Origin of the sequence: Pseudomonas fluorescens, assembly GCF_018614655.1 — a bacterium.
Classification (GTDB): domain Bacteria; phylum Pseudomonadota; class Gammaproteobacteria; order Pseudomonadales; family Pseudomonadaceae; genus Aquipseudomonas; species Aquipseudomonas fluorescens_BX.
Window position 1 is genome coordinate 1 of record NZ_JAGGOG010000001.1, and the last position, 25,909, is coordinate 25,909.

A 25,909-nucleotide genomic window follows, 5' to 3' on the forward strand; every position below is an offset into this window, starting at 1 on the left:
ACAGGATGGCTGCATTTAATCTGTAGTCGCTGCCGAGGTACGAGGCTGCGATAAGGGCCGCAGGACCTTCAGCGTCTTCAAGAACCTCGCGACTGCTGCGCAGCCGATCGCATGCTGCGCCAGCGGCTACAGGTGATCGACATGGCCCGTTGTAGCCGCTGCCGAGGCACGAGGCTGCGATAAGGGCCGCAGGACCTTCGGCGGTTTCAAGACCCTGGCGACTGCTGCGCAGCCGATCGCAGGCTGCGCCAGCGGCTACAGGTGATCGGCCGCGGCCCTGCAGATACCGTCTTGCCCATCGCAGCCTCGTGCCTCGGCAGCGGCTACAAAACGCCTTTAAGATCAGCCACTCGTTATAGCCCGATACAAGTTTCTTATTCCATTAAATAATTACACATAGATTTTATAGTGCGTTTAAATCTAACGGTGTTTTTTATATCACCGTCTGAGTACTCGCCTTGAAAACAAAAGCCCTTCTGCCGCTTGGCCTTGCCCTGCTTGCTACCTGCTCTGTAGCGCTCGCTGGTTCCACGCTTGATCGTGTGACGAAAAAAGGCGAGCTCACCGGTGTCTTGATGGAAAACTATCCACCGTTCTCTTTCCTCAATGAGCAGAACCAGTTGGATGGGTTTGACGTGGATGTCGCCAAGGCTGTCGCGCAACGGCTTGGGGTAAAACTCAAGTTGGAGACCCCGTCCTGGGATGTGATCGCTGCTGGCCGCTGGAGTGGACGTTATGACATCTGCGTTTGCTCGATGACCCCAAGCAAAGCCCGCGCTGAAGTGTTCGATTTTCCGGTCGAGTATTACCAATCTCCGGCAGTCATCGTAGTGAATGCCAAGGACAATGGCATCGCCTCGGCGAAGGATCTCTCGGGTAAAAAAGTCGGCGTAATCAGCGCCTCCACGTACGAAGCGTATTTGAACAAGGACCTGGTGATCGAGGGGGCCGAGGACAAGCCCTTGATCTACCCGTTCGATCAGGTCCAGGTGGCGCCCTACGACAATGAAACCGTGGCGTTCCAAGACCTGGCGCTCGGCGCTGGGGTTCGTCTGGATGCCATGGTCACCAACCTCATCACTGCCCGCGAACGTATTGCCCAGGACCCTCGTTTCAAAATTGCCGGCGACACGCTGTATGCAGAACCCAACGTAGTGGCCATCGAAAAAGGCGATGCCGAATGGGATGCCAAAGTCAGTCAGGTTGTGACTCAGCTTAAAGCCGACGGGACGCTCAGCAAGATTTCCCGGAAGTGGATCGGCGCCGATATCAGCCAATGACTGCCCTTAATCCACACCCAACCAAGACGAATGTGATACCCGAAGCCGAGCCGCGCCGTTTGAGCCAGTTTTTTGGCTTTCGCACGCGCCTGTATCTGACGTGGGCGGCACTGCTTGGAGTGTGTGCCCTGTTTTTCATGAGCTTCGATCTGAAGTTCTCGATCATCCTGGACAAATGGCCGAACCTTGTTGGCCTGCATCTGGGGCCCAACGGTTTTATGCAGGGCGCCGCACTGACGCTGTTTCTGTGCTTTTGCTCGATCTGGCTGTCGCTGCTTCTTGGCTTCGTGACGGCGCTGGCACGCTTGTCATCCAGCGCAGTGGCGTTCGGTATTGCCAGTTTCTATGCCTCTTTTTTTCGCGGTACGCCGCTGCTGATTCAGATACTGCTGATTTATCTGGGGCTGCCGCAACTGGGTGTGGTTCCCGGTGCAATCAGCGCGGGCATCATTGCCCTGTCACTGAACTATGGGGCCTACCTGAGCGAGATCTTTCGCGCCGGCATCATGGCCGTAGCGCCCGGCCAACGCGAGGCGGCGATGGCTCTGGGTCTTGGGCCGACAGCGACGTTTCTACACATCGTTCTGCCGCAAGCGATGCGCACGATCATTCCACCGACAACCAGTCAATTCATTTCAATGCTCAAGGACTCGTCATTGATTTCAGTCATGGGTGTCTGGGAAGTGATGTTTCTGGCGCAGTCCTATGGTCGGTCGTCATATCGCTATATCGAAATGCTCACCACCGCGGCCGTCATCTATTGGCTGCTCTCCATTGGCCTGGAATTGATACAGGTGCGCCTTGAGCGACATTTCGGCAAAGGGTTCAAGAATCCACGGTGACCCCCTTTCCCTTCGACTACTTCTTCAGGAGCCATGATGGCTGATCCAAAACCTTTGTTGTTTGCACTCTACGAGCAAGCCAGTGTGGGCTGCGGCGGTGCGCCGAGCCTCTGGACGCACCCGGCCGACGAGCGGCTGGCGATCAATTCTCTGGGGTACTGGACGAACCTGGCGCGCATTGCCGATCAAGCCAACCTCGACATGCTGTTCTTCGGCGACGTGCTGGGTTTCTACGACGTCTTTGGCGGCAATGCCGATGCCGCGATGAAATGGGCCGTGGAAGCACCGGCCAACGACCCGTTGATGATCATTCCGGCCCTGGCCGCGGTAACGGAGAATCTTGCATTCGGTGTCACGGTCACCACCAGCTACGAACACCCCTTTACCCATGCCCGGCGTTTCAGCACCCTGGATCACCTGACCAATGGCCGCGTGGGCTGGAACATCGTGACCTCTTATCTGTCCAGCGCCGCGCGTAATTTCGGCCTGGAGCAGATGATCAAACACGATGATCGCTATGAGCGTGCCGAAGAATTTCTCGACGTGGTGTACAAGCTCTGGGAGGGCAGTTGGGCCGATGATGCCGTGGTCGCGGACAAGGCGCGCCAACTCTACGCGCGGGGTGATCGGGTACGGCCAATCAACCACGCTGGGGAACATTACCGGGTAGCCGGGCCGCACTTGACCTCCCCGTCACCACAGCGCACACCTTTACTGATCCAGGCCGGCTGGTCGGTCGTGGTCGCGCGTTTGCGGCGAAGCACGCCGAGCTGATTTTCATCGCCAAATCCAACCCCCAGGAAATCCGTCAGGGCCTGGAGGACATCTGGACCCAGGCCCAGGCACGAGACCGTCAGCGTGAGGATGTAAAGTCCCTGACCGTGCTGCGTATCGTCACCGCCAAAACCGAGATTGAAGCTCAGCGCAAATATGATGCGTTGCAAAGCAACTACCATCTTCAGGCACAACTCGTCAGTTATGCGGGCGACACCGGTATCGACATCAGCCGCTACGCCGACAGCGATGCACTGTCGACCCATACCGAAGGACTGACGTCCTATGTCATGCGCCCCGATGGCAGTGGCAAGCCGCTGACGGCCGGCGACGTGAAACAGCGCTTTGCCAACGTCACCCGTGGGAGCGACTTGATTCTAGTGGGCACCCCGCAACAGGTCGCCGACAAGATCGAAGAGCACGCGCGCATTTCCGGCACCAGCGGTTACATGATCAATCCCTTGATCAGTCCCGGCACACTTGAAGATTTCGTGGAGTTGATCATTCCCGAACTACAAAAACGCGGCCTCTACAGAACCCAACCGCAGAGTGGGACTTTCAGGTCCAGGCTGAGGGCCGATGGCAGCAACTATTTACCCGACTCGGCTTACGGAGCCTCATTTCGCTTCGACAACAATCTATAACCCGAGAGGTGTCGAAACGACCTCGCCTCGCCAAGACAGAGGCACACGGTGCTGGCATTCAAAAAGGGCTGCTTTCGTCAATCGCAGCCCCATTGCCAACCTCTTTACACGCTAATCACCCCTTCCAGATATTGCACCCCTCGCCCTGATACAAACACCCGGCCCGCATCAACGCGGCAGTTCAACACGCCGCGACGATGTGATGCCTGCAACGCTAACAAGTGCGACTTATTCAAGCGCTTTGCCCAGAACGGTGCCAACCCCGCATGAATGGAACCGGTAACCGGGTCCTCGTCACCCCCGTTGGCCGGCCAGAAGTAGCGCGAGACAAAATCGTACTGCTTGCCGGGCGCCGTCACGACCACATCACGCGGGCCCAACGCTTTCAACTTATCGAGCCGTGGCACCACCGCCTCAACCTGCTGTTGATCGGTATAAACAGCAAAGTAGGCTTGTCGGTTGACCCAATATTCGCTGGGCGTGATCGACAGGCCTTCCAGCAACTGGACAGGCACATCAACCAGCGGGAGAGGAGCGAGTTCAGGGAAATTCAACTCTATCTCACCGTTCGGTAACTGCGTGACGGGGATCTCTCCAACGGCCTTGGCCCAGAACGTGATGGACTTGGAAGCGCCAGGTTGGTTGAACAGGACAAAGGCGCTTGCCAAGGTTGCGTGGCCGCAGAAGTCGATCTCCGTCAGTGGAGAGAACCAGCGAATCTCGTACTGCCCCTGCGCGTTAAGGACAAAAAATGCAGTTTCCGGGAGTGAATTTTCAATCGCAATTGATTGCATGACTTCGACGGGAAGCCAGGATTCAAGGGGCACTACGGCCGCAGGGCTGCCGGAGAAGACTTCGTCGGTGAAGGCGTCGATTTGGTAGAGTTTCAGGCGCATGGGAGGGAATCCATTCGAAATAGGACAGGCGTAGGAGCGAGCTTGCTCGCTCCTACAGTGGTCACTATTCGCTTAACCGATCAGTATTAGTAGTGACAGGCCTGTGTTTTTTTGGGGATACAGCGGCCAATCCGGACGCAGATTGAAAGCGAAACACGATGACGCGCGCCGTTCCGAGAAGGCCTATAACGTGTAAGCAATCCCGACCTGGACCGTCCTTGGCTCGCCGGGATATGCATACACATTGCCGAACGCGCCTTCCTCATAGTCCCGGTTGAACAGGTTCTTCACATCGAGGTTCAGCCGGACTTTTTCGTTGACCTTGTAGTAACTGAGCAAATCCACCACGGTGTAGGCGTCCATGGCGAATGGCGTGTTGGAGGTCTGCCCCACCCGCTCGGCGACGTACTTGCCACCGGCACCGAGGCCCAGACCTTTGAGAGCGCCATCCTGGAACTCGTAGACGTTGAGCAGGCTGAAGCTGTTGCGTGGGATGTTAGCCAAACGGGAGCCGACGCGAAGGGTGTTGTCCTTGATGACTTCGGCGTCCACGTAGGCATAGCCGCCGATCACCCGCCACTGCGCAGTGATATTGCCGGCGACGTTGAGGTCCAGACCACGGCTGCGCACCTGGCCGGCGGCGACACTGAAGGCTGAGTCTTCGGGGTCGGTGGTGAGGACGTTTTTCTTCTCGATCTGGTAGATCGCCGCATCGACACTCAGCTGTCGATCAAGGGCTTCCCACTTGACGCCCACCTCATAGGACTTGCCTTTCTCTGGCTCAAAACCACCCCCCTGGCGGCTGGCGCCGGTGTTGGGCTTGAACGAACGTGCCGCATCGGCGTACACCGCGACGGTCTCGGTCAGGTCGTAGATCACACCCACGCGCGGAGTGACCGCATTGTCGCTGGCTTCCCAGCTTTTACCGCCTGGCACGTAGGTGTGGTAGTCGTGTTCGAAGCGCTCCATGCGTACACCGGCAAGTACTTTCAGGCGCTCGGTCAGGGCCACCTGGTCCTGGACAAAGGCGGCGTAGGTCTTGAGGTTTTCCTTATCGTGGGTCGGCGTGCGGGTCAGCGCCGGACGCGGCTGGCCATACACCGGGTTGAAGATGTCGATGGCGTAAGTGCCCGCTGTGCCGCTGGAGCGCTGGATAATCGACTTGTAGTCGTAGTCCTCGAATTCGACGCCGGTGAGCAACGTGTGATCGAAACCGCCGGTGGAGAAACGGCCGGTGAGGTTGAGCTGAGTGTCTTTGTCGGTCCACTCCAGCTTGCGGTAGTTGAAGTTGCGGCTAAGGGTGCGTCCGTCGGCGGCCAGGCTGTTGGCTTCAATGGCATTGCCTTGCAAAGTGCCGTCGAGCCATTGGAAGCCACCGCCCAGGGTCCAGTTGTCGTTGAGCACGTGCTCGAAACGCAACTGGGCCATGTTGTTGTCGTTGTGCAACTTGCCGATGTCTTTTTCACCCCAGAAGGTGTCGCGTGATGCGGTGCCTTTTTGATTGGGATAGCGCGTCAGGCCACGGTCCAGCGGGTGGTTGTTGCGCATGAAGTCGCCTTCGAAGATCACCGTGGTGTCATCGCTGGCTTGCCAGGTGATAACCGGTGTCACGCCGTAGCGTTCGGTTTCGACATGGTCACGGAAGGTGCCGCCGCCCTCGCCCACCACGTTCAGGCGATAGGCCAGGCGACCTTGCTCGTCCAGCGGGCCGGAGGTGTCGAGGGTGGCGCGCTGCATGCCCTGGTCATCGAGTTGGCTACCGAGGGTAACCGTCGGCTCGGCCAGCGGTTGCTTGGAGACCACGTTGAAGGTGCCGCCGGGATCGCCACGGCCGTAAAGCATGGTCGCCGGCCCGCGCAGCACTTCCAGGCGCTCGATGGTGTTGGCGTCCGGCATGTTCGGGTAGCCACGGTTGATCGGGAAACCATTGCGGTAAAACTCGCCGGTGGTAAAGCCGCGTACGGTGAAGGTCGTGAGCCCCTGGCCGCCGAAGTTATTTGCCCGCCCGACGCCACCGGCATAATCAAGAGCGTCTTGTAAGCGGGTGGCGCCGATATCCTCGACGACATCCTTGGAGACCACGCTGATAGATTGCGGCGTTTCATGAATCGAGGTATCGGTTCGCGTTGCACTCGCGGATCGTGTGGCGTGGTACCCGATGACCGGTCCCTGTGCCGTTTCGTAATCAGAGGTGCCGGTGATGGCGGTAGCCTGCAGCTCAATACTGGCTTTTTCAGGCGGGGCTTCTTCAGCCCACGAGTACGGTGAAAACGCCTGAAGCACGCAGAGAGAAACCAGAGTACGACGCATGGGTTCGAAACCTAGGGGATGAGCCAATCGAAGGGCGTGGGTGCCCAATATTTTCGGCGCATGTTAAAGCAACTTACTCGCAGTTGATACTGTGTCTCATTAACGAATTTTGAACGTTCCCCCTCTCCCCACCTGATACTCCCTCGGCGTACACCCAAACTCGCGCTTGAACACCGTATGCAGGTACTGCGCCGACTTAAACCCGCAGTCATAAGCGATATCGGCAATGCCTGACCCGCTATTTGTCAGGCAGGCAACCGCCGCGGTAAGTTTGAAGCGCAGGATTTCGTCGTGGACGCTGCGGTTGAGTTCAGCGCGAAAATGGGCCTCAAGCGAGGAACGCGAGACGCCGACATAGCTGGCGACCTGGGCGGTTTTGATGCCTTGGCAGGCGTATTGGCGAATGAAGTGCAGCGCTTGCATGACGTAGGGATGACCCAAGGGTTGATGCAGGCTTGAGGTCTGCACGTTGACCGCTTCCGGCGGCACCAGGATCTGACTGCCTGCCGAGGGCATGCCGTGCAACATTTGATGGAGCAAACGTGCAGCGGTGCGCCCCATTTTTTCGGTGCCCTGCATCACGGAACTGAGCGGCACACGGGTCAAGGTGCGGGTCAGTGGGTCGTTATCGATACCAATCAGGGCGACTTGTTCCGGCACCGGGATGCCCGCCGTCAGGCAGGCTTGCAGCAACTGACGTGCGCGGGCATCACTGACCGCAATGATGCCGATCGGTTTGGGCAGGCTGTGCAACCAGGCGATCTGCTGCTCAACCGCCGTGTCCCATAGCGGTGCGCTGGTGCCCAGTCCCCGATAGACCTCCACGGGCAGGCCATCGCGCTGGAGCAGCCGGCGAAAGGCTTTTTCCCGTTCCTGGGCCCAGCGATTGATATCCGCTTCGGGCAGGCTGAAACAGGCAAAACGCGTCAGCCCCGCCTCGATCAAGTGTTCATACGCCAGCTTGATCAGGGCGAAATTATCGGTGGCCACGTAAGGAATATGCTGTGGGTAAGCGCGTTCATCTTCATAAGACCCGCCCACCGCCACCACCGGTACATGGATACCCGCCAGCGCCGGGCCCATCGCCGGGTCGTCGAAGTCGGCAATGATGCCGTCGCCGTGCCAGCGCTCGATCCCCTTCAGCCGGTAAACGAAATCTTCTTCAAGAAACAAATCCCACGACACCCGCGTGCTGCTCAAGTAGTTGCCGATCCCGCTGATGATGCCGCGATCGTAAATCTTGTTGCCGTTGAACAGCAGAGCGATCCGGTGCACGGGCGGGACGGTTTTCACGGGGCGTCTCCTTGCAAGATATCGGCAAACTATGCACGCAAAACGCCCGGCCCACTACTCAAAAACGAACCCAGGTTTGGTGATTTTCATAATCGTTTGGCGCAGGGCCGTTGCTAGTATCGGGGCAAGGCTCACCTGCGCTCATAACAACAAGGATCTCGCGATGCCCTACTTTCCCGCTGTCGATAAAATCCGCTATGAAGGTCCCAATAGCGACTCTGCCCTGGCCTTTCGTCATTACGATGCCAACAAGATCATCCTCGGCAAGCCAATGCGCGAACACCTGCGAATGGCCGCCTGTTACTGGCACAACTTTGTCTGGCCCGGCAGCGACATGTTCGGCTCAGGCACCTTCCAGCGTCCGTGGCAACAACCCGGGGATGCGATGCAAATGGCGCGAGGCAAGGCTGAAGCGGCGTTCGAGTTCTTCTCCAAGCTGGGTATCGACTACTACAGTTTTCACGACACCGATGTCGCCCCGGAAGGCTCAAGCCTGAAGGAGTACCGCAATAACTTCGCGCAAATGGTCGATCAACTTGAACGCCATCAGGAAGAGACCGGCATCCAGTTGTTGTGGGGCACGGCCAACTGCTTCAGCAACCCGCGCTTTGCCGCGGGCGCCGCCAGCAATCCGAACCCGGAAGTGTTTGCCTATGCGGCAGCGCAAGTGTTCAGCGCAATGAACGCCACCCGGCGCCTCAAGGGTTCCAGCTATGTACTGTGGGGCGGTCGCGAAGGTTACGAGACCCTGCTCAATACCGATCTCAAGCGCGAGCGCGAGCAACTCGGGCGTTTCATGCGCATGGTGGTCGAGCACAAATACAAAATCGGCTTCACTGGCGAGCTGTTTATCGAGCCCAAGCCACAGGAGCCGACCAAGCACCAATATGACTACGACAGCGCCACCGTGTATGGCTTCCTCCACCAGTTCGGCCTGGAGAAAGAAATCAAGGTCAATATAGAAGCCAACCACGCCACACTGGCCGGCCACAGCTTTCACCACGAAATCGCCACCGCCGCTTCGCTCGGCATCTTCGGCAGCATCGACGCCAACCGCGGCGATCCACAGAACGGCTGGGACACCGACCAATTTCCCAACAGCGTCGAAGAGCTGACGCTGATTACCTACGAGGTGCTCAAGGCGGGTGGATTCAAAGGGGGTGGCTACAACTTTGACTCCAAAGTGCGCCGCCAAAGCCTCGACGAAGTGGACCTGTTCTACGGCCACGTTGCGGCGATGGATGTACTCGCGCTGTCACTGGAACGCGCGGCGACCATGCTCCAGGACGACGCCCTCGAGCGCTTCAAGACCCAGCGTTATGCCGGTTGGGACCAGTCGCTGGGACGTGCCGTGCTCGGAGGCGATTTCAGCCTGGAGTCGCTGGCCGAACATGCCTTCAGCCACGAGCTGAACCCGCAAGCGGTGAGTGGCCGCCAAGAGATGCTCGAAGGCGTGGTGAACCGCTTCATCTACCCATAAATGCGGGGGCTGATCGTCGAGGGAGTACAGGCCACGCGTCACGTCTGCCCGGCTCAAGGTGCAGACGTGACTGCTCGGTTACATTCTCGCGACAAACCTCTACGCGCCGCCCCTCAAGAACGCTCTACAGTTCCATGCGCAATACGTTCCAAGTCCAGAAGTGCGTCTAAACAACAATAAAAGGGACTCACCATCATGAAACACCTGAAAACCGTTGTGCTCACCAGCGTTCTGGCACTGCTGTCCAACTCGGTCATGGCCGATGCGGCCCATCCGAAAATCGGCTTTTCCATCGACGACTTGCGTCTCGAACGCTGGGCTCGTGATCGTGACTACTTCACTGCGGCAGCCGAACAATTGGGCGCCAAGGTCTATGTGCAATCGGCTGATGCCAACGAACAACGGCAGATTTCCCAGATCGAAAACCTGATCTCCCGTGGCGTCGATGTGATTGTCATCGTGCCGTTCAATGCCACGGTATTGAATAACGTCGTTGCCGAGGCGAAAAAAGCGGGCGTCAAAGTGCTGTCCTACGACCGGCTGATCCTGAACGCCGATATCGATGCCTACATCTCCTTCGATAACGAAAAGGTCGGCGAGATGCAGGCCCAAGGTGTGTTGAATGCCCAGCCTAAAGGTAACTACTTCCTGCTCGGCGGTGCACCGACTGACAACAACGCGAAGATCCTGCGTCAAGGCCAGATGAAGGTGCTGCAGCCTTCTATCGACAAAGGCGACATCAAAATCGTCGGCCAGCAATGGGTCAAGGAATGGAACCCGACCGAAGCGCTGAGCATCGTCGAGAACGCCTTGACCGCTAACAACAACAAAATCGACGGCATCGTTGCCTCCAACGACGCGACTGCAGGCGGCGCGATTCAGGCCCTCGCCGCGCAAAAGCTCGCGGGCAAGGTACCGGTCTCAGGGCAAGACGCCGACCTCGCGGCGATCAAGCGCGTCATCGCCGGCACCCAGACCATGACGGTCTACAAACCACTGAAGTTGCTCGCCTCCGAGGCCGCCAAGCTGTCGGTGCAACTGGTGCGTAACGAGAAACCTGCCTACAACTCCCAGTACGACAACGGCAGCAAACAGGTCGAAAGCATCCTGCTCAAGCCAACTCCACTGACTAAAGACAACATCAACGTGCTGGAAGAAGACGGGTTCTATACCAAAGCGCAAATCGACGGGCAGTAACCGTACGGTTCCTTGCGGGCGTTGCCGAAGGCGGCACCCGCAAGGAGCGTGCCTGTCACCTCGCCTTTTCGCTGTGGAATGAGTACTCGTCATGTCCGATTATTTGCTTGAAATGAACAACATCGTCAAAACCTTCGATGGCGTCAAAGCGCTCAATGGCATCGACATCAGGATCAAGCCTGGGGAATGCGTTGGCCTGTGTGGGGAGAACGGGGCCGGTAAATCGACCCTGATGAAAGTACTGTCGGCCGTCTATCCGTGTGGTACCTGGGAGGGCGAGATCCTCTGGGACGGCAAGCCGCTGCGGGCAAACTCGATCGCCGAAACCGAAGCCGCCGGCATCGTCATCATCCATCAGGAATTGACGCTGGTGCCCGACCTCAGCGTTGCGGAAAACATCTTCATGGGGCACGAATTGACGCTGCCCGGCGCACGCATGAACTACCCCGCCATGATGCACCGCGCCGAAGCGCTGATGCGCGAACTGAACGTGCCGGACATGAATGTCGCCCTGCCCGTCTCGCAATACGGCGGCGGCTACCAGCAACTGGTGGAAATCGCCAAGGCACTGAACAAGAAGGCACGCCTGCTCATCCTCGACGAACCCTCCTCGGCGCTGACCCGCTCGGAAATCGACGTGCTGCTGGACATCATCCGCGCGCTCAAAGCCAAGGGCGTCGCCTGCGTCTACATCTCACACAAACTCGATGAAGTGTCGGCGATCTGCGACACCATTTCGGTGATCCGCGACGGCAAACACATCGCCACCACCGCCATGGCCGACATGGATGTGCCCCGCATCATCACCCAGATGGTCGGCCGTGAGATGAGCAATTTGTACCCCACCGAACCCCATGAGATCGGCGAGGTGCTGTTCGAGGCGCGTCACATCACTTGCTACGATGTCGACAACCCGAGCCGCAAGCGGGTGGACGATATCTCGTTCTCCCTGCGGCGTGGTGAAATCCTTGGTATCGCCGGGCTGGTCGGCGCCGGCCGCACGGAGCTGGTGTCAGCGCTGTTTGGCGCCTACCCCGGCCGCTACGACGGCGAGGTCTGGCTGGACGGCAAACCCATCGACACCCGCACACCGCTGAAGTCCATTCGCGCCGGATTGTGCATGGTTCCCGAAGACCGCAAACGCCAGGGCATCGTCCCGGACCTGGGCGTCGGGCAGAACATCACGCTTGCGGTATTGGACAACTTTTCCCACCTCACACGTATCGACGCCGAAGCGGAACTGGGCAGTATCGAGCAGCAAATCCAGCGCATGCACCTGAAGGCGGCGAACCCCTTCCTGCCGATCACCAGCCTCTCCGGAGGCAACCAGCAGAAAGCGGTCCTGGCCAAAATGCTGCTGACCAAACCTCGCGTGCTGATCCTCGACGAACCCACTCGCGGTGTGGATGTAGGCGCCAAATACGAGATCTATAAATTGATGGGGGCACTGGCCGCCGAGGGCGTGTCAATCATCATGGTGTCATCGGAGTTGGCCGAGGTCCTGGGCGTCTCTGACCGGGTACTGGTGATCGGCGAAGGGCAACTGCGCGGCGATTTCATCAACCAGGAGCTGACCCAGGAGCAAGTGCTCGCCGCCGCACTTGGCCAGTCGAATGGGCATGACCACAATGATCGGAAGTCCGCGTAAATGAAGCAGGTCAAACAGCTATTCACGCGCTACAAAATACTCGCCCTGTTTCTCGCCGTTGCCCTCATCTGGCTGTTTTTCAGTTGGCAGACCGAAGGTGGCTTCCTCACGCCACGCAACCTGTCGAACCTGCTGCGGCAGATGTCCATCACCGGCATTCTCGCCTGCGGCATGGTGTTGGTGATCATCAGTGGCGAAATCGACCTCTCGGTGGGCTCGATGTTGGGCTTGCTCGGCGGCGTCGCGGCGATTCTCGATGTGGTCTACCACGTGCCGCTGCCGCTCAACCTCGCCATTGTCGCGCTCTGCGGCTTGCTGATTGGCCTGAGCAACGGCTACATGACTGCGTACCTGCGCATCCCTTCGTTCATCGTGGGCCTGGGCGGGATGTTAGCGTTTCGCGGCGTGCTGTTGGGCATCACCGGCGGCACCACGATTGCGCCAGTGTCGGCCGAGCTGGTTTACATCGGCCAAGGCTACCTGCCGACGCTGGTCGGGGTGATTCTGGGTGTGTTGCTGTTCGGGCTCACCTTGTTTTTGACCTGGCGCCAACGCCGCAACCGCGCCTTACATGGCTTGGCGGTTGCGTCGATGCTGCGCGACACCGTACGCGTGGTGTTGATCGGCCTCGTGCTGGCGGGCTTCGTCTACACCCTCAACAGCTACGATGGCATTCCCGTGCCCGTACTGCTTCTGCTGGTGCTGCTGGGTGTCTTCAGCTACGTGACCAGCCAAACCGTGTTCGGCCGACGCATCTACTCGGTGGGCAGCAACATGGAGGCCACGCGCCTGTCCGGGATCAACGTGCAGGCGGTCAAACTGTGGATCTTCGGCATCATGGGTGTGATGTGCGCCCTCGCCGGCCTGGTCAATACCGCACGCCTGGCTGCCGGCTCACCCTCCGCCGGCAACATGGGCGAACTGGACGCCATCGCAGCCTGCTTCATCGGCGGCACCTCCATGCGCGGGGGCTCGGGCACTGTCTACGGCGCACTGCTCGGTGCGCTGGTGATCAGTAGCCTGGACAACGGCATGTCGATGCTCGACGTCGACAGCTACTGGCAGATGATCGTCAAGGGCAGCATTTTGGTGCTTGCTGTCTGGGTGGACGTCAGCACCCGCAGTAGCCGGCGCTGAGCAACAACAGGAAGCTTTTGACCCGAAATACGGTGGCGCGCCAGGGGCCTGCCACCTGATTTCAAGCCCGCCCCTTGAGAGTTGATTGATCTACGACGGGCCGCCTGTCTACCTGCCCGTCACAAACGTCGGGATTACTTCGCCATAGCCGCCTTTTCAATCAGTCGGGCTACCGGCTCCGGATGTGAAACCATCACTACATGGGAAGCCCCTTTAACAACTTCCACGTCCCTGGCCTCGGCCCGCTTGGCCATGAACGCCATGGTTTGCGGTGGAATATTCTTGTCCTTATCGCCATAGATGTACCAGGACGGAATATGCTTCCAGGCGGGTACGCCTGACTGCTCGTTCAACGCCGCCTCGGTGACCGGACGCTGAGTCGCCGCCATCAATGCCGCCTGCGCGGCGGGGACGTCAGCGGCGAATTGGTCGTGGAACTTATCCTGCTGGATGTACAGATCGTTGCCACCTTCAGCCAGTGCGACAGGTGCAGCAAGAGTCGGCCCGAGGGTACTCCCCGGGAATTTGCCGGCAAGCCCGGCGACGGTCTCGCCCGCCTCGGGTGCGAATGCGCTGACGTAAACGAGTGCCTTTACATTGGCACGGTCGTTGGCCGCTTCGCTGATGACATTGCCGCCGTAGGAATGGCCAACCAGCACAACGGGCGACTTGATGCTGGCCAGCAATGCGGAAACAGCCGCGCCATCGCTTTTCACACTGCGTAAGGGATTGGCTGCGGCAACCACCGTGTAGCCATCTTTCTCGAGGATTTTCACCACACCATTCCAGCTCGAAGCGTCGGCAAAAGCGCCGTGCACGAGAACGACAGTGGGCTTTTCAACGTGCGCGCAAGCATTGGCGCCTATGATCAGGCTGGCGGTGCAGGCCAGTGCGGCAATTACTTTTTTCATTGAGAACTCCTTGACCGATTGGGCTATTGGGCGAATCGCGTGAAGACGAAGTCGTGGTTCTGCACTCGCGCCTGGTGGCAGGCGAAGCAGGTCTGGTGCTGTGCCTCATCGGCGGGTTTGCCATTGATAAAGCGACCAAACCCCCAGCCGCCGGTTGATGCATATTTCATTGAGTCCTTGACCATCACCTGAACGGTGGTGGCCGCACCGGGGATGGAGGCCGGCTCGAACTCTGGGGACTGAGCGTGTTTCCAGGCGAGCTTCACCAGCACCGTTCCGTCGGGGAACGGCAGTGTTGAATCCTGATAGGCCTTGATTGCCAGATCATTGCCCAGAACAGCTCGAAGTTCGTCCAGGGGCGCCGCTTCCTGTGCCGGCGCTATCAGCTCCCATTTGCGATAACCGTCGGGAAGTTTCACGCCATAGATCGGTGAAGCGTCGCCACCAGTGACGTCGCCCAGGGCGATACTGGTAGCGGTCAGTGCCACCGACGCCATGGCAGCGGACAATACGGCCAGGTACTTGAGTTTCATCGTTGCTCTCCCCTTCAGGCGTCGATCACTGCCTGTTAGCCTGAATACCCGTGTTTTTTGCAGCCGCACGCAACGGCCGGAATGCCTCACGCAATTCTTCGCTGAACAATCGAGGCTGCTCCCAGGCAGCGAAGTGGCCGCCCTTGCTGACTTCGCTGAAGTAGGACAGCGATGGATAGGCACGCTGTGCCCAGACTTTCGGCGCACGGTAGATCTCGTGCGGGAACACGGTGATCGCCACTGGGACCTTGATGTCCGCTGTCTTTTGCGCCGCGGCGCTGAAGTTATTGTTGTTGTTTTCCCAATAGAAACGGGAGGACGACGCGCCGGTGTTAGTCAGCCAGTACAGGCTGATGTCGTCGAGCATCTCATCACGGCCAAGCACACGTTCAGGCTTGCCGTCACTGTCGGTCCAGGCCGCGAATTTTTCGTACATCCACGCCGCCGTACCGGAGGGCGAATCGGCCAGCAGGTAGCCGATAGTCTGCGGCCGAGTGACCATCATCGCGCCGTAAGCAGCATTGCGACCGAAGAACGTACTCAGCGAGTTATAGGCCGTGCGTTCCGGGTCGGTCAGCCCGGCCGGTGCCGGATCGCCGCTGTTGATCGGCTTCACCAGCTCCGGCGGTACGGTAGCCGGCATGTTCAGGTGGATGCCCAGTAAACCTTGAGGTGCCAGGCGGCCCAATGCGTCCGAGATCACCGAACCATGATCGCCGCCCTGGGACACGTAATGGGTGTAGCCCAGGCGCTTCATCAGCACATCCCAAGCTTTGGCCACCCGGTCAGGCCCCCAGCCCAATTCGGTCGGTTTGCCGGAAAAACCATGGCCGGGAATCGACGGAATCACGACATCGAAAGCATCTTCTGCCCGCCCGCCATAAGCGGTCGGATCGGTCAGCGGGCCGATAGTTTTAAGGAATTCGAATTGAGAACCCGGCCAGCCGTGAGTGAGGATCAACGGCATGGCGTTGGGATTGCGCGAGCGCACATGGATGAACTGGATGTCGACGCCATCGATGGTGGTGATGTATTCCGGCAAAGCATTGAGCTTGGCCTCGGCCTTGCGCCAGTCGTAACCGTTGCCCCAGTACGTCACCAACGCCTGCACCTGCGCCCGTTGCACGCCTTGGGAAATGTCGTTGACGGTCTCCTTATCAGGCCAGCGGGTGTCTGCGATGCGTTTGCGCAAGTCGGTCAGGCGCGCTTCATCAACATGAATGCGGTAGGGGCGAATGGCCTCCGATTTAGCCGATGCCACGCTGGCAGACGCATTGTCGGCAACCGTGGTGGCTGCCCATACACCACTGCTGCCAGCCAGCAGTGCGAGGCCGAACACCTGAACCCTGGCGGATGAAGCCAGGCAACGGTGCCAGACAGAAACGGCAGAAACTGCACGCATGATGAATCTCCTTTTGAGTAAGTGGCCTATAGGCGCGGCGGTCGATACTTAGATCTGACTTGCGGGTCTATGGGGCTTATTAAAGGTCGATCCGGTATCTCGGATGTGTCACCAACAGCCCACAAAAGAAACAGTTCGTATCGGGATGCGGCCTGGATACACAGAGATACATTTGTGTCGGAGAGGATTGGTTGCCGAGAAACAGCGAGAGGGATCTTTGCGGGGCGCATCTGAACCATCGCCGACCCGGCGTTGGCGTGGCGGTGGCGGTGGATGCCTACCGACTCCACCGTGCTGGAGATCTATAGCGGTGCAGGGTCCACTTCTTTGAAAATCAGCCCCTGGCTGTTACTCACCCGCCACGGGTTCGTCCCGCCGGTCTCGCTGAAAACAACGCTGTTGAACTGCGAATCCTTCAAGCCATCGATCTGCACCTTGGCCGGGCCCCGCAAGCGCACGCGTTCAAACACCAGGCCCTGATGCCAGGCGTTGCTCGCGCTATCGCCCTTGACCTCGATCGCCTTGCCTTGTGCATTTTCAACACTCACATCACTGACCCGAATATCCTTGAATTGCCCCGGGACAGTTGAACGCTGGTAGTCCAGCTTGGCGTTCGGATCGTTGTAGTCGAGGGTGAAAATGAAAGCCTGTTTGACGGTGTTGCGGATCGCTGAATCGCGAAAAATCACGTTACGCGCCCCGCCGCCCATGAAGTTTGTACTCTTCATCCGCAAACCGGCATCGGTGCCGTCCGAGACGTTGTCTTCAGCCAGTATGTTCTGAATCCACGCCCCGGTATGGCTGCCGGCAACCACCATGCCGTGACCTTTGCGGAAGTAGTTGTTGAAGATCCACGCATCCTCCTGTGGCGCTTGATGCACCGCATCGGCACCGGTACCCGCGGCAAAATTGACGCAGTCATCACCGGTGTCAAAGAAGTTGTTGAAGACCATCGCGCCGTGGCTGTTGGCGAACTCGATGCCGTCGCCGTTGTTGGCGTCGTAGGTTTTGTGCGTGGTATTGGCCAGCACCACGTTCTCGGTCTCCAGGTTCATGATCCCGTGGAACGCAGGGTTCACCACGGTGAAACCACCGTAGAAGACGTTTTTCACATTGCGCAGGGTAATCAACGATGAGCGCATCTGCCCGTACGCATCCTTGATGTTCATTCCCCGCGCCACCGCTTGCTCGACCTGCGCTTTGGCGAGGACGCCGTCCTGCATATAGCGCGTGTTATCGCTGGGCAGGTAGAACGGCAATGGCTGACCGCGCTCATCGGTGACATCTGCGCGGCGCTTCCAGCCGTTACCGTCAATCGTGCCCTTGCCGGTGATACGGATGTTTTCGAACGACTGGTGCTGGCGTGGGTCACGCGGCAAGGCGTTGATCAACGAGGCCGGACGTACCGTGCTCGAGTACGGGTACTGAATGTAGCCCGCCAGCGGATAGTCTTCGGCACGTTCCGAACCGAGCAACGTCGCGCCCTCGGCGATTTCCAGGGTCATGTTGCTTTTGAGATACAGCGCACCACTTCTGTAGATGCCTTTGGGCAACAGCACTTTGCAGCCAGCGGTACAGGCGTCGATGGTGTTCTGGATGGCCTGGGTATCGAGATTACTGCCGTCGCCCTTGGCGCCATACGTTCTCACGTCGAATACCGACGCAACCTTGGTCGTGCGTTGCACGAGCGCCGGGCTGTCAGTCGACTCCTTGCCATCGGCACCCACCGAACGCACGGTGAAGCGGTATTGAGTGTCAGGTTTCAGGCCCTGAGCGGTGTAGCTGTGAATGCCGATGCGGTAGTGAAAGTTCGCGGTGTCCTGCTCGTAGAATCGGTCGATGTAAGCCTTGGCCGGCGATACCCGGTCATTGTTGGCGTTGCTGCTGCCCAACAGGGTGCCATTGGCGTAGACCCGGTAGTCCCTGATATCGGCATGATCAGCGGGCTTTTCCCAAACCAGAATGATTTGCTGATCATCGAAGGCCAGGGTTGGCACTTGTAGTTTTGACGGTGCGTCCAGCGCCCACGACGGCAGGCTGCAACTGAGAGCCAAAGTGGCGGCTAATGGCAACGCCAGAGCATGCTTGCGCTGGGCTGAAGCAAAATGTTGATAAGGCATGTTCTTTCCTTGTTCAGACCGACAACCCGGTTTCCTGGAGGTATTGGCTGCGGGTGACGAACGTCTGCCGCGACATTTCCCGGACATCCATGGATAACGTCTCGACGTCCGGCAGCAACGTCACCAGCGCAGCCAACGTCGCCGAAGCCAGGTGACGCTGCTGTTCGGCGCTACGGCCGGCCAAGAGGTACAGCGCCACATGGACAAAGTCGTCCTGGGTAGCGTCGCAACGATAATGAACAAAACTATTGAGTCGCACCTTGATATCCCCCGGTTTGAACAGGCCGAAGGCGTCAAGGGCATCGTGTACGGCAGCGAGCAGCGTTGACTCGCCGACGCGTTTCGCCAGGGTCTCAGGGCAATCGATAAGGCAATGGGGCATGTCGCGCTCTCCACAATTGATCCGCTTAACCCGCGAGCTTGCGCTCCGAGTCCTGGCTGAAATCACGACTGGCCTGCACCAGCATCCGCGTGTAGTCGTGCGCTGCAAGGTCCTGGCTCAGGCCCCGGCTGTCGAGCAGCTCGACAATCCTGCCCTGCTGCATCACCGCGACGCGGTCGCACAAGTGCGTCACGACCCCTAGATCATGAGTCACCATCAGGTAGGTCAGCTTCTCCTGCTGACGCAGGTCGGTAAGCAGATTGAGAATCTCCGCCTGGACCGAAACATCCAGGGCCGAGGTCGGCTCATCCAGCAACAGCACCCGTGGCTGAAGAATCAGTGCCCGTGCGATGGCCACCCGCTGACGCTGGCCGCCGGACAATTGGTGCGGGTAGCGGAAACGGAAACTGTCGTTCAGGCCAACCTTGAGCAGGATCTCGTTGATCCGGTCGTCCTTGTCCCCTACCCCGTGAATAATCAGCGGCTCACGCAGGGCGGTATCGATGGTATGCCGCGGGTGCAGGGAGCCGTAAGGGTCCTGGAAGACCATCTGCACCTGGCGAAAATGCTCCTTGGGAATCTTGTGCTGCAGCGGCACGCCAGCAATGCTTAGCTCGCCCTGCCAGTGCAGGTATTGCCCGGCCAGGCAGCGCAGCACGGTGGTTTTGCCCGAGCCGGACTCCCCCACCAGGCCAAAGGATTCGCCGTCGGCGACACTGAGGCTGACATCGTGCAGCACCTGGTTAAGGGCAAGGCCGGTGCCGAAACTCAGGTTCAGCGCGTGGGCTTGGATCATGGGCATGGTCAAGTTCCTCAGTGAGTCAGCCAGAGCGGATCGCGCTTGAGCACCGGCAGGTGCACACGGCGGTTATCCATGCTCGGTAACGCAGCCAGCAGGCCACGGGTATAGGGATGTTCGGCGTATTGCAGGTCGCAGGCGGCCAGGGATTCCACTACCCGTCCGGCGTACATCACCAGCACGCGATCGCAATAGTTGCGCACCAGGTTGAGGTCGTGGCTGACAAAGATCAGCCCCATCTGTTGTTGTTCCACCAACTCTTCCAGTACGCCGAGCACCTGCTGGCGCACCGAGACGTCAAGGGCCGAAGTGGGCTCGTCGGCAATGATGACTTCCGGGCGCGTGATGACCATCATCGCGATCATGATGCGCTGCCCCATGCCACCGGAGACTTCATGGGGATACAGGTTGTAGACCCGTTTCGGGTCGCGGATATGCACCTGCTCCAACATCTGCAGGACCCGCTCACGGGCATCGCTGCGGCTGGCCTTGTGGTGGGCCAGGTAGGCTTCGGCTATCTGGTCGCCTACCTTGACCACCGGGTTCAGCGAATACTTGGGGTCTTGCATGATCATCGAGATTCGCCGGCCACGAATCTTCTGCATGGCCTTTTCGCTGGCCGAGAGCAGATCGATCTCGCCAAATGTCATGGCCTTTGCGCTGATCCTGGCACTGGCCGGGTGCAGCTTGAGCAGGCTGCGCCCGACGGTGGATTTGCCCGAGCCGGACTCGCCGACAATGGCCAGCTTTTCCTGACCCAGGGCGAACGACACATTACGCACGGCGTGAGTTTCTTTTCCACCGTTGACGAAGCGCACATTGAGCCCTTCAACGTTCAATTTGATGGCGGACATCAGGTGTACCTCCGTTATTCGCTACGCGGATCAAGAATGTCCCGCAGGCCGTCGCCCAACAGGTTGAATGCCAGGCTGACCAACATGATCGCCGCACCAGGCACGGCGACCAGCCACCAGCACTCGAGCATGTAGCGCCGTCCCGTGGAAATCATCGCGCCCCACTCCGGTAACGGCGCCTGTGCACCCAACCCGAGGAAGCCCAGGGCCGCGGCGGTCAGGATGATTCCGGCCATGTTCATCGTCAGGCGAATGATCACCGATGACAGGCACATCGGCACGATATGGCGCAGGATAATCCGCGCCGGTGTTGCCCCTTGCAGCTCCACCGCCACCACAAAATCCGCGTTGCGCAGCGACAGGGTTTCTGCCCGCGCCAGCCGGGCAATGGGGGGCCAGGAGGTCAAGGCAATCGCCACCACGGCATGCTCCAGGCCGGGGCCCAGGGCTGCGATAAACGCCAGGGCCAGTACGAGACTCGGGAAAGAAATAAAGATGTCAGTCAAGCGCATAAACACGGTATCGACGGCGCCGCCGAAGTAGCCCGACACGGTGCCGATAAACAACCCGATGGGCCCGACAATCACAGTCACCAGGGCGATGATGTACAGGGTGATCCTGGAGCCGTAGACCAGGCGACTGAAGATGTCGCGGCCATATTCATCGGTCCCGAACCAATGCGCCGCACCCGGCGCCTGCAAGGCATTGGCGAGGTTCTGCACGACAGGATCATGGGTGGCGATCCACGGGGCGAACGCCGCCACGACGATCAACAGCAGCGCCACCAGTAGGCCGGCCAAAGTCATGGGGTTACGCAACAGGTGACGCAAAACCCGCGCGCCGCTTTTGCAAAAGGCATCGAAGCTCGAGCCGGGCGTACGATCCACCCGCTGCTTCACCGTGGAATCAATGGAAGACAGATTGGCATTCATCAGCAAGTTCTCTGTGTGAAATCAGAATGGCCAGGCATACCCGGCCTGACTCAGCGCTGCTTGTAGACACCCAGGTAACGGGTGGCCTCGGCGTCATCGCCGGTAAACCCCTTGACGTCAGCAGCGCTGACCACGGTGTCGGTCATCTGCGAAATCATCATGATCGGGCCGACTTGCTGGTCGTAGAGCGTCTGCGCCTGGTGGTACAGGCTCAGGCGCCGGGCGGCGTCGCGCTCCACGCCTGCCTGATCAATCAGGTTGTTGAGTGGCGGGCTGAAGAATGACGCGCGCCAACCCTGGAAATTCGGCAAGCCTGCGTCATCACTGTTGTTGGGGTTATAGGCAAAGGTGCGCAGGCTGAAGTACGGATGCGGGTAACGCTCGGCGCCACGGGCGACGATCATCTCGAAATTGCGCGCACGCATCGCGCCGTATACCTGGTTGCCGGTGCCCGTGACGATGCTGGCCTTGATCCCGCCTTCGGCCAGGGTCGATTGCAGGCGTGCGGCGATGTCGATAAAGGGTGGCTCGGACAAGGTGCGGATGGTGGTACTGAACCCCTCGGGGTAGCCGGCTTCAGCCAGCAATTGCTTGGCCTTGGCCACGTCCATGTGATAGCCGGGGTCCGGCAGGCGCGCCTCCAGGCTCAGTTGCATCGGCCGCTGGTTGAGCGTGCCGTAGTACGGCATCACCTGTGCATCCAGGCCCTTGTAGTCAATCAGGTTGCGCACCGCTTCACGCACCTTGGGCTTGGCGAACTGCGGCTGTTTCATGCTCATGGCCACGTAGTACAGGGTGCCTCGTGGCAGAGACTGCACCTGGAGTTTATCCGAGCCGTCAATGGCTCGGATGTCCGGCGCCGCCATGCCGTAAACCAGGTCCAGGTCACCGCGCTCCAGCATCAGGCGCAGGGACTGCGACTCGGTCATGTGCCGCACCACCACGCGCTTGAGCTTGGCTGCCCCACCCCAGTAACCGTCGAAACGGGTCAGCAACAGCGAATCATTGGCACTCCATCGGGTCAACACGAAAGGCCCGCTGCCCGCTTCATTGGTTACCAGCCAGGCGGCGCCCAGGTCATCGTTTTTTTCATGCGCCAAAGCGGTCTTGCGGTCTACCACCACGGCGCTTGGCGAAATGGCCAGGGAGTCCACCAACAACAACGGGTCCATTACTTGAGGCAGATCGATGACCAGGGTATGGGCGTCGCTGGCACGAATCAGCGACTGGATATTCTCAACGCTGTAACCGTAGGCCTTCCAGGTGGTGGCCAGGCCAAAGTTGAGTTTCATCACGCGGTACAGCGACCAGGCCACATCCTCGGCAGTCAGTGGGTTGCCGGAGTGGAACTTCACGTCCTGGCGCAAATGGAAGGTTACCTGCTTACCGTCCTCGCTGATCTCCCAGCGTTCGGCCAATTGCGGCAAGTGCTTTTCCGGGTTGCCGTGGTCACGCTTGATCAGCGTGTCGTAGAGGTTGGCGTTGACGCCCGAGGCGTCGAGACCGGGCGCATTGGCCGGGTCGATGGAGAACAGGTTGACCAGGCTCATACCCACGATCAGTTGATCGGCCGGCGTCTTGGCGTTGGCCAGCGTCATCGGACCAAGGGCCAGGGCGGCCGCTAACAAACCCATACGCAGTTTGGAAAATTCAGTCTTCACTCAAGGATCCCTCTTCTTATAGTTTTATCGGTACCGCCACGGCACAAGGCTTAACGGGTGCGTGGGTCGAACACTTTGTAGAGCGCGTCGCTGATCAGGTTGAGCGCAACGAAAATCAGGCCGATCACCAACACGCACCCCATTACGGCGTTCATGTCGCCGAGCATCAGGCTACTGGTCAGATACTGGCCAAATCCGGGCCAGGCGAACACCGTCTCGATGAGTACCGCACCTTCGAGCAGAGAACCGTAGGCCAGGGCCACCACGGTCAGCAGTTGCACAAGAATGTTGCGAAAAGCATGGCCCCACACCACCTGGCGGCGGGACAAGCCCTTGACGCGGGCGGTGATGATGTACTCCTGGGACAGCTGCTCCAGCATGAAGCTGCGGGTCATGCGGCTGATATACGCCACCGAGTTCAGCCCCAGGATCAGCGCCGGCAGCACGATATGGCGCAAGGCGCTGGCAAAGGCATCCCAGTCCCGTGCCAACGCCGAGTCAACCAGCAACAGACCGGTCACGTCGGGCACCATGCCGTCGTAGGCCAGGTCAATGCGCCCGGCACCACCGGCCCAGCCCAGCCAGGCATAGAACACCAGCAAGCCCATCATGCCCAGCCAGAAAATCGGCGTTGAGTAGCCAAACAAGGTAATGACCCGGGCCACGTGATCACCCAGGCGGCCTTGATTGCTGGCGGCACACACACCCAGCGGCAGGCCGATGACGATGCCGAACAGGATCGCCAGGGTGGCCAGTTCTATCGTCGCGGGAAACACTCGGCGAATGTCATCAAGCACTGGATGACCGGTCAGCAGTGCGTTGCCAAAATTGCCATGCAGCAGGTCGTTGAGATAGAGGCCGAATTGAGTCCAGATCGGCTTGTCCAGGCCCATGGCCCTGTACACCTGGTCGTAGGTGGAACTGTCGGCATCCGGCCCGACCACGGCCAGCACAGGATCCAGCGGCATGACCCGGCCAATAATGAAGGTCAATGCCAGCAGGCCGAGCAAGGTCACCAGGACCGTACCGGCACGTCGAGCGGTATTGGAAGCACGAGCCCCCAATACAGAGGCAGTCAAAACAAACATGGTGAGCTCCTGATCAGTCGGTCACGAGGACGCGAGGCTTTACCCCGCGCCGCTTTCAGCGCTTCTTGTAAACGTCTTTGTAGCGAGTGGTGGCCGCCGTATGTCCCTGGAAATCAGTCACGTCGCTGTAGACCAGCACCGTGTCGGTCATCTGCGACACCGGCAGGATCGCGCCCACTTGCTCATCGAGTTGCTGCTGAATCTGGCGATACTGAGCCACTTGCTTGCCCGCATCAGGCTCGACCTCGGCACTTTCGATCAACTGATTCAGCTCCGGGCTGTAGAACGAGGTACGCCAGCCCTGAAAGTTGCTCAACTTGGCTTCGTCGCGGTTGTCCGGGTTGTATACCAGCGTGCGCAGGCTGGAGTGGGGATGGCGCTCCGCCCCACCGCCGCCGCGACCGACAATGATGTCGAAGCTGCGCTCACGCATGGCGCCGTATATCTGGTTGCCGGTGCCGGTGATGATGCTGGCCTCGATCCCGGCCTGGGCCAGGGTCGACTGCAGGTTGGACGCAATATTGATGAACGGCGGCTCGGCTAGGACACGAATGGTGGTTTTAAAACCGTTGGGGTAGCCGGCTTCGGCCAAGAGTTTTTTGGCCTCCTCGACGTTCAGGCGATAGCCCGGGTCCGGCAGGCGCGCCGCCAGGCCCAGAGGCAGAGGGCGCTGGTTGATCAGGCCGTAGTGCGGCATCACCGTCTGGTTGATGCCCTGGTAATCGATCAGCGAACGCACCGCTTTACGCACCCGAACATCCGCGAACATTGGCTGCTTCACGCTCAGAGCGACGTAATACAAGGTGCCGCGCTGCAAGGTCTGGGTGCGTACCTTGGCGTTGCCTTGCAGGGCCTGGATGTCGGGCGCAGACATGCCTTTGGCAATGTCCAGGTCCCCGCGCTCGATCATCAGCCGCAACGACTGAGACTCGGTCATGTTGCGCATAACGATACGCTTGAGCTTGGCCGGACCACCCCAGTAACCGTCGAAGCGGGTCATCAGGATCACGTCGTTGGCACGCCAGTCGTTGAGCACAAAAGCGCCGCTGCCGGCGGCGTGAGTCACCAGCCAGGCGGCGCCCATATCGTTGTTCTTCTGATGTTCGAGCACGGTTTTACGGTCGAGGATAAATGCGCTGGGCGAAGTCGCCAAGGTATTGAGCACCAGCAGCGGGTCAGTCGGCCGTGGCAGCTCGATGACAAACGTGTTGGGGTCAGTGGCACGCATGTAGCGCTCGACATTTTCAGCACTGAACCCATAAGCCTTCCATGTGGAGGCCAGCGCCAGGTTCAGTTTGAGCACCCGATGCAGCGACCAGGCAACGTCTTCAGCGCTCAACAGGTTGCCGGACTGGAATTTCACATCAGTGCGCAGATTGAAGGTCAGGGTCTTGCGGTCATCACTGACCTGCCAACGTTCGGCCAGAGCGGGTACCAGTTGGTCCGGCTTGGCCACGTCCTGCACCAGCAACATGTCGTAGAGGTTGGCATTGATCTCCGACACATCCAGCCCGGTGGCCGCCGCGGGATCCAAAGACAACAGATTGATCATGCTCATGCCGACAATCAACTGATCGGCCGGAGTCTTGGCATGCGCAACAGACACTGCACCAACCACCAGGGTCGCCGCCAGCACCCGCGCCCACAGCGAAGGAAGAATGCTCATAGTAAAAACGCCTTTCTTATATTTATAGGGCTCTTGGGCTTCCCGACGAGCGTCGGGAAC

Annotated in this window: 20 protein-coding genes and 1 pseudogene; 7 read left to right on the forward strand and 14 right to left on the reverse strand. The window is 59.3% G+C overall.

Features of this window, described 5'->3' with window-relative positions; genetic code table 11:
* The first annotated feature begins 458 nt into the window (after positions 1 to 458).
* The 3 genes and pseudogenes from J7E41_RS00005 (at position 459) to J7E41_RS00015 (ending at position 3,540) form a co-directional block, all read left to right on the forward strand.
* Positions 459 to 1,280: an ABC transporter substrate-binding protein gene (locus J7E41_RS00005; protein ID WP_214989371.1), complete on the forward strand. Its 822-nt coding sequence runs from the start codon at positions 459 to 461 to the stop codon at positions 1,278 to 1,280.
* Positions 1,277 to 2,122, forward strand: coding sequence for an amino acid ABC transporter permease (locus tag J7E41_RS00010; RefSeq protein ID WP_214989372.1), 846 nt, complete (start codon positions 1,277 to 1,279; stop codon positions 2,120 to 2,122). Before J7E41_RS00005 ends, J7E41_RS00010 begins: the two co-directional genes overlap by 4 nt.
* A gap of 36 nt (positions 2,123 to 2,158) precedes the next feature.
* Positions 2,159 to 3,540, forward strand: a pseudogene (locus J7E41_RS00015) (LLM class flavin-dependent oxidoreductase).
* A gap of 104 nt (positions 3,541 to 3,644) precedes the next feature.
* Here the strand turns inward: J7E41_RS00015 and J7E41_RS00020 are convergent.
* From J7E41_RS00020 to J7E41_RS00030, 3 genes are all read right to left on the reverse strand, one after another.
* On the reverse strand, positions 3,645 to 4,436 hold the full coding sequence (locus J7E41_RS00020; protein ID WP_214989373.1) for a PhzF family phenazine biosynthesis protein: 792 nt from the start codon (positions 4,434 to 4,436) through the stop codon (positions 3,645 to 3,647).
* A 183-nt stretch (positions 4,437 to 4,619) separates the two neighbouring features.
* Positions 4,620 to 6,746: a TonB-dependent siderophore receptor gene (locus tag J7E41_RS00025; RefSeq protein WP_214989374.1), complete on the reverse strand. Its 2,127-nt coding sequence runs from the start codon at positions 6,744 to 6,746 to the stop codon at positions 4,620 to 4,622.
* Positions 6,747 to 6,845: 99 nt separating this feature from the next.
* Positions 6,846 to 8,039, reverse strand: a complete 1,194-nt coding sequence (locus J7E41_RS00030) for a XylR family transcriptional regulator (protein WP_214989375.1) — start codon at positions 8,037 to 8,039, stop codon at positions 6,846 to 6,848.
* 163 nt (positions 8,040 to 8,202) lie between these two features.
* Between J7E41_RS00030 and xylA the strand changes: the two genes are divergently transcribed.
* The 4 genes from xylA to J7E41_RS00050 all read left to right on the forward strand — a co-directional run bounded on the left by xylA (position 8,203) and on the right by J7E41_RS00050 (position 13,501).
* Positions 8,203 to 9,519: a xylose isomerase gene (xylA, locus tag J7E41_RS00035; RefSeq protein WP_214989376.1), complete on the forward strand. Its 1,317-nt coding sequence runs from the start codon at positions 8,203 to 8,205 to the stop codon at positions 9,517 to 9,519.
* A gap of 195 nt (positions 9,520 to 9,714) precedes the next feature.
* Positions 9,715 to 10,716, forward strand: a complete 1,002-nt coding sequence (xylF, locus tag J7E41_RS00040; RefSeq protein WP_214989377.1) for a D-xylose ABC transporter substrate-binding protein — start codon at positions 9,715 to 9,717, stop codon at positions 10,714 to 10,716.
* Positions 10,717 to 10,807: 91 nt separating this feature from the next.
* Entirely contained in the window at positions 10,808 to 12,364 is a 1,557-nt protein-coding gene (xylG, locus tag J7E41_RS00045) for a D-xylose ABC transporter ATP-binding protein (protein WP_214989378.1), read from the forward strand.
* Complete coding sequence (locus J7E41_RS00050) at positions 12,365 to 13,501, forward strand: sugar ABC transporter permease (protein WP_214989379.1); 1,137 nt, start codon at positions 12,365 to 12,367, stop codon at positions 13,499 to 13,501.
* A gap of 134 nt (positions 13,502 to 13,635) precedes the next feature.
* On the opposite strand, the gene J7E41_RS00055 is transcribed toward J7E41_RS00050, so the two are convergent.
* The 11 genes from J7E41_RS00055 to J7E41_RS00105 form a co-directional block, all read right to left on the reverse strand.
* Positions 13,636 to 14,412 (reverse strand): alpha/beta fold hydrolase, encoded by a 777-nt coding sequence (locus tag J7E41_RS00055; RefSeq protein ID WP_214989380.1) that lies wholly within the window; start codon positions 14,410 to 14,412, stop codon positions 13,636 to 13,638.
* Between the two features lie 23 nt (positions 14,413 to 14,435).
* Positions 14,436 to 14,945, reverse strand: coding sequence for a cytochrome P460 family protein (locus tag J7E41_RS00060; protein ID WP_214989381.1), 510 nt, complete (start codon positions 14,943 to 14,945; stop codon positions 14,436 to 14,438).
* Positions 14,946 to 14,970: 25 nt separating this feature from the next.
* Entirely contained in the window at positions 14,971 to 16,347 is a 1,377-nt protein-coding gene (locus J7E41_RS00065) for an epoxide hydrolase family protein (RefSeq protein ID WP_214989382.1), read from the reverse strand.
* 302 nt (positions 16,348 to 16,649) lie between these two features.
* A complete protein-coding gene (locus J7E41_RS00070) occupies positions 16,650 to 18,467 on the reverse strand; it encodes a glycosyl hydrolase family 28 protein (RefSeq protein ID WP_214989383.1) in 1,818 nt (605 codons plus the stop codon).
* Positions 18,468 to 18,480: 13 nt separating this feature from the next.
* Positions 18,481 to 18,849 carry a 5-carboxymethyl-2-hydroxymuconate Delta-isomerase gene (locus J7E41_RS00075; protein ID WP_214989384.1) on the reverse strand — a complete coding sequence of 123 codons (369 nt, stop codon included), beginning with the start codon at positions 18,847 to 18,849 and terminating at the stop codon, positions 18,481 to 18,483.
* Positions 18,850 to 18,874: 25 nt separating this feature from the next.
* On the reverse strand, positions 18,875 to 19,651 hold the full coding sequence (locus tag J7E41_RS00080) for an ABC transporter ATP-binding protein (RefSeq protein ID WP_214989385.1): 777 nt from the start codon (positions 19,649 to 19,651) through the stop codon (positions 18,875 to 18,877).
* A gap of 11 nt (positions 19,652 to 19,662) precedes the next feature.
* Positions 19,663 to 20,502, reverse strand: a complete 840-nt coding sequence (locus J7E41_RS00085) for an ABC transporter ATP-binding protein (protein WP_214989386.1) — start codon at positions 20,500 to 20,502, stop codon at positions 19,663 to 19,665.
* Positions 20,503 to 20,516: 14 nt separating this feature from the next.
* Positions 20,517 to 21,434 (reverse strand): ABC transporter permease, encoded by a 918-nt coding sequence (locus J7E41_RS00090; protein WP_214989387.1) that lies wholly within the window; start codon positions 21,432 to 21,434, stop codon positions 20,517 to 20,519.
* A 50-nt stretch (positions 21,435 to 21,484) separates the two neighbouring features.
* Positions 21,485 to 23,095 carry an ABC transporter substrate-binding protein gene (locus J7E41_RS00095; protein WP_214989388.1) on the reverse strand — a complete coding sequence of 537 codons (1,611 nt, stop codon included), beginning with the start codon at positions 23,093 to 23,095 and terminating at the stop codon, positions 21,485 to 21,487.
* Positions 23,096 to 23,145: 50 nt separating this feature from the next.
* On the reverse strand, positions 23,146 to 24,183 hold the full coding sequence (locus J7E41_RS00100; protein ID WP_214989389.1) for an ABC transporter permease: 1,038 nt from the start codon (positions 24,181 to 24,183) through the stop codon (positions 23,146 to 23,148).
* A gap of 55 nt (positions 24,184 to 24,238) precedes the next feature.
* Positions 24,239 to 25,849: an ABC transporter substrate-binding protein gene (locus J7E41_RS00105; RefSeq protein ID WP_214989390.1), complete on the reverse strand. Its 1,611-nt coding sequence runs from the start codon at positions 25,847 to 25,849 to the stop codon at positions 24,239 to 24,241.
* Positions 25,850 to 25,909 lie beyond the last annotated feature (60 nt).

Excerpts from the sequence above, each read along its gene's own strand:
- J7E41_RS00010 (WP_214989372.1), top strand. The coding sequence starts at position 1,277 with ATGACTGCCCTTAATCCACACCCAACCAAGACGAATGTGATACCCGAA.
- J7E41_RS00020 (WP_214989373.1), bottom strand. The coding sequence starts at position 4,436 with ATGCGCCTGAAACTCTACCAAATCGACGCCTTCACCGACGAAGTCTTC.
- J7E41_RS00025 (WP_214989374.1), bottom strand. The coding sequence starts at position 6,746 with ATGCGTCGTACTCTGGTTTCTCTCTGCGTGCTTCAGGCGTTTTCACCG.
- xylA (WP_214989376.1), top strand. The coding sequence starts at position 8,203 with ATGCCCTACTTTCCCGCTGTCGATAAAATCCGCTATGAAGGTCCCAAT.
- xylF (WP_214989377.1), top strand. The coding sequence starts at position 9,715 with ATGAAACACCTGAAAACCGTTGTGCTCACCAGCGTTCTGGCACTGCTG.
- xylG (WP_214989378.1), top strand. The coding sequence starts at position 10,808 with ATGTCCGATTATTTGCTTGAAATGAACAACATCGTCAAAACCTTCGAT.
- J7E41_RS00050 (WP_214989379.1), top strand. The coding sequence starts at position 12,365 with ATGAAGCAGGTCAAACAGCTATTCACGCGCTACAAAATACTCGCCCTG.
- J7E41_RS00055 (WP_214989380.1), bottom strand. The coding sequence starts at position 14,412 with ATGAAAAAAGTAATTGCCGCACTGGCCTGCACCGCCAGCCTGATCATA.
- J7E41_RS00060 (WP_214989381.1), bottom strand. The coding sequence starts at position 14,945 with ATGAAACTCAAGTACCTGGCCGTATTGTCCGCTGCCATGGCGTCGGTG.
- J7E41_RS00065 (WP_214989382.1), bottom strand. The coding sequence starts at position 16,347 with ATGCGTGCAGTTTCTGCCGTTTCTGTCTGGCACCGTTGCCTGGCTTCA.
- J7E41_RS00070 (WP_214989383.1), bottom strand. The coding sequence starts at position 18,467 with ATGCCTTATCAACATTTTGCTTCAGCCCAGCGCAAGCATGCTCTGGCG.
- J7E41_RS00075 (WP_214989384.1), bottom strand. The coding sequence starts at position 18,849 with ATGCCCCATTGCCTTATCGATTGCCCTGAGACCCTGGCGAAACGCGTC.
- J7E41_RS00080 (WP_214989385.1), bottom strand. The coding sequence starts at position 19,651 with ATGCCCATGATCCAAGCCCACGCGCTGAACCTGAGTTTCGGCACCGGC.
- J7E41_RS00085 (WP_214989386.1), bottom strand. The coding sequence starts at position 20,502 with ATGTCCGCCATCAAATTGAACGTTGAAGGGCTCAATGTGCGCTTCGTC.
- J7E41_RS00090 (WP_214989387.1), bottom strand. The coding sequence starts at position 21,434 with ATGAATGCCAATCTGTCTTCCATTGATTCCACGGTGAAGCAGCGGGTG.
- J7E41_RS00100 (WP_214989389.1), bottom strand. The coding sequence starts at position 24,183 with ATGTTTGTTTTGACTGCCTCTGTATTGGGGGCTCGTGCTTCCAATACC.
- J7E41_RS00105 (WP_214989390.1), bottom strand. The coding sequence starts at position 25,849 with ATGAGCATTCTTCCTTCGCTGTGGGCGCGGGTGCTGGCGGCGACCCTG.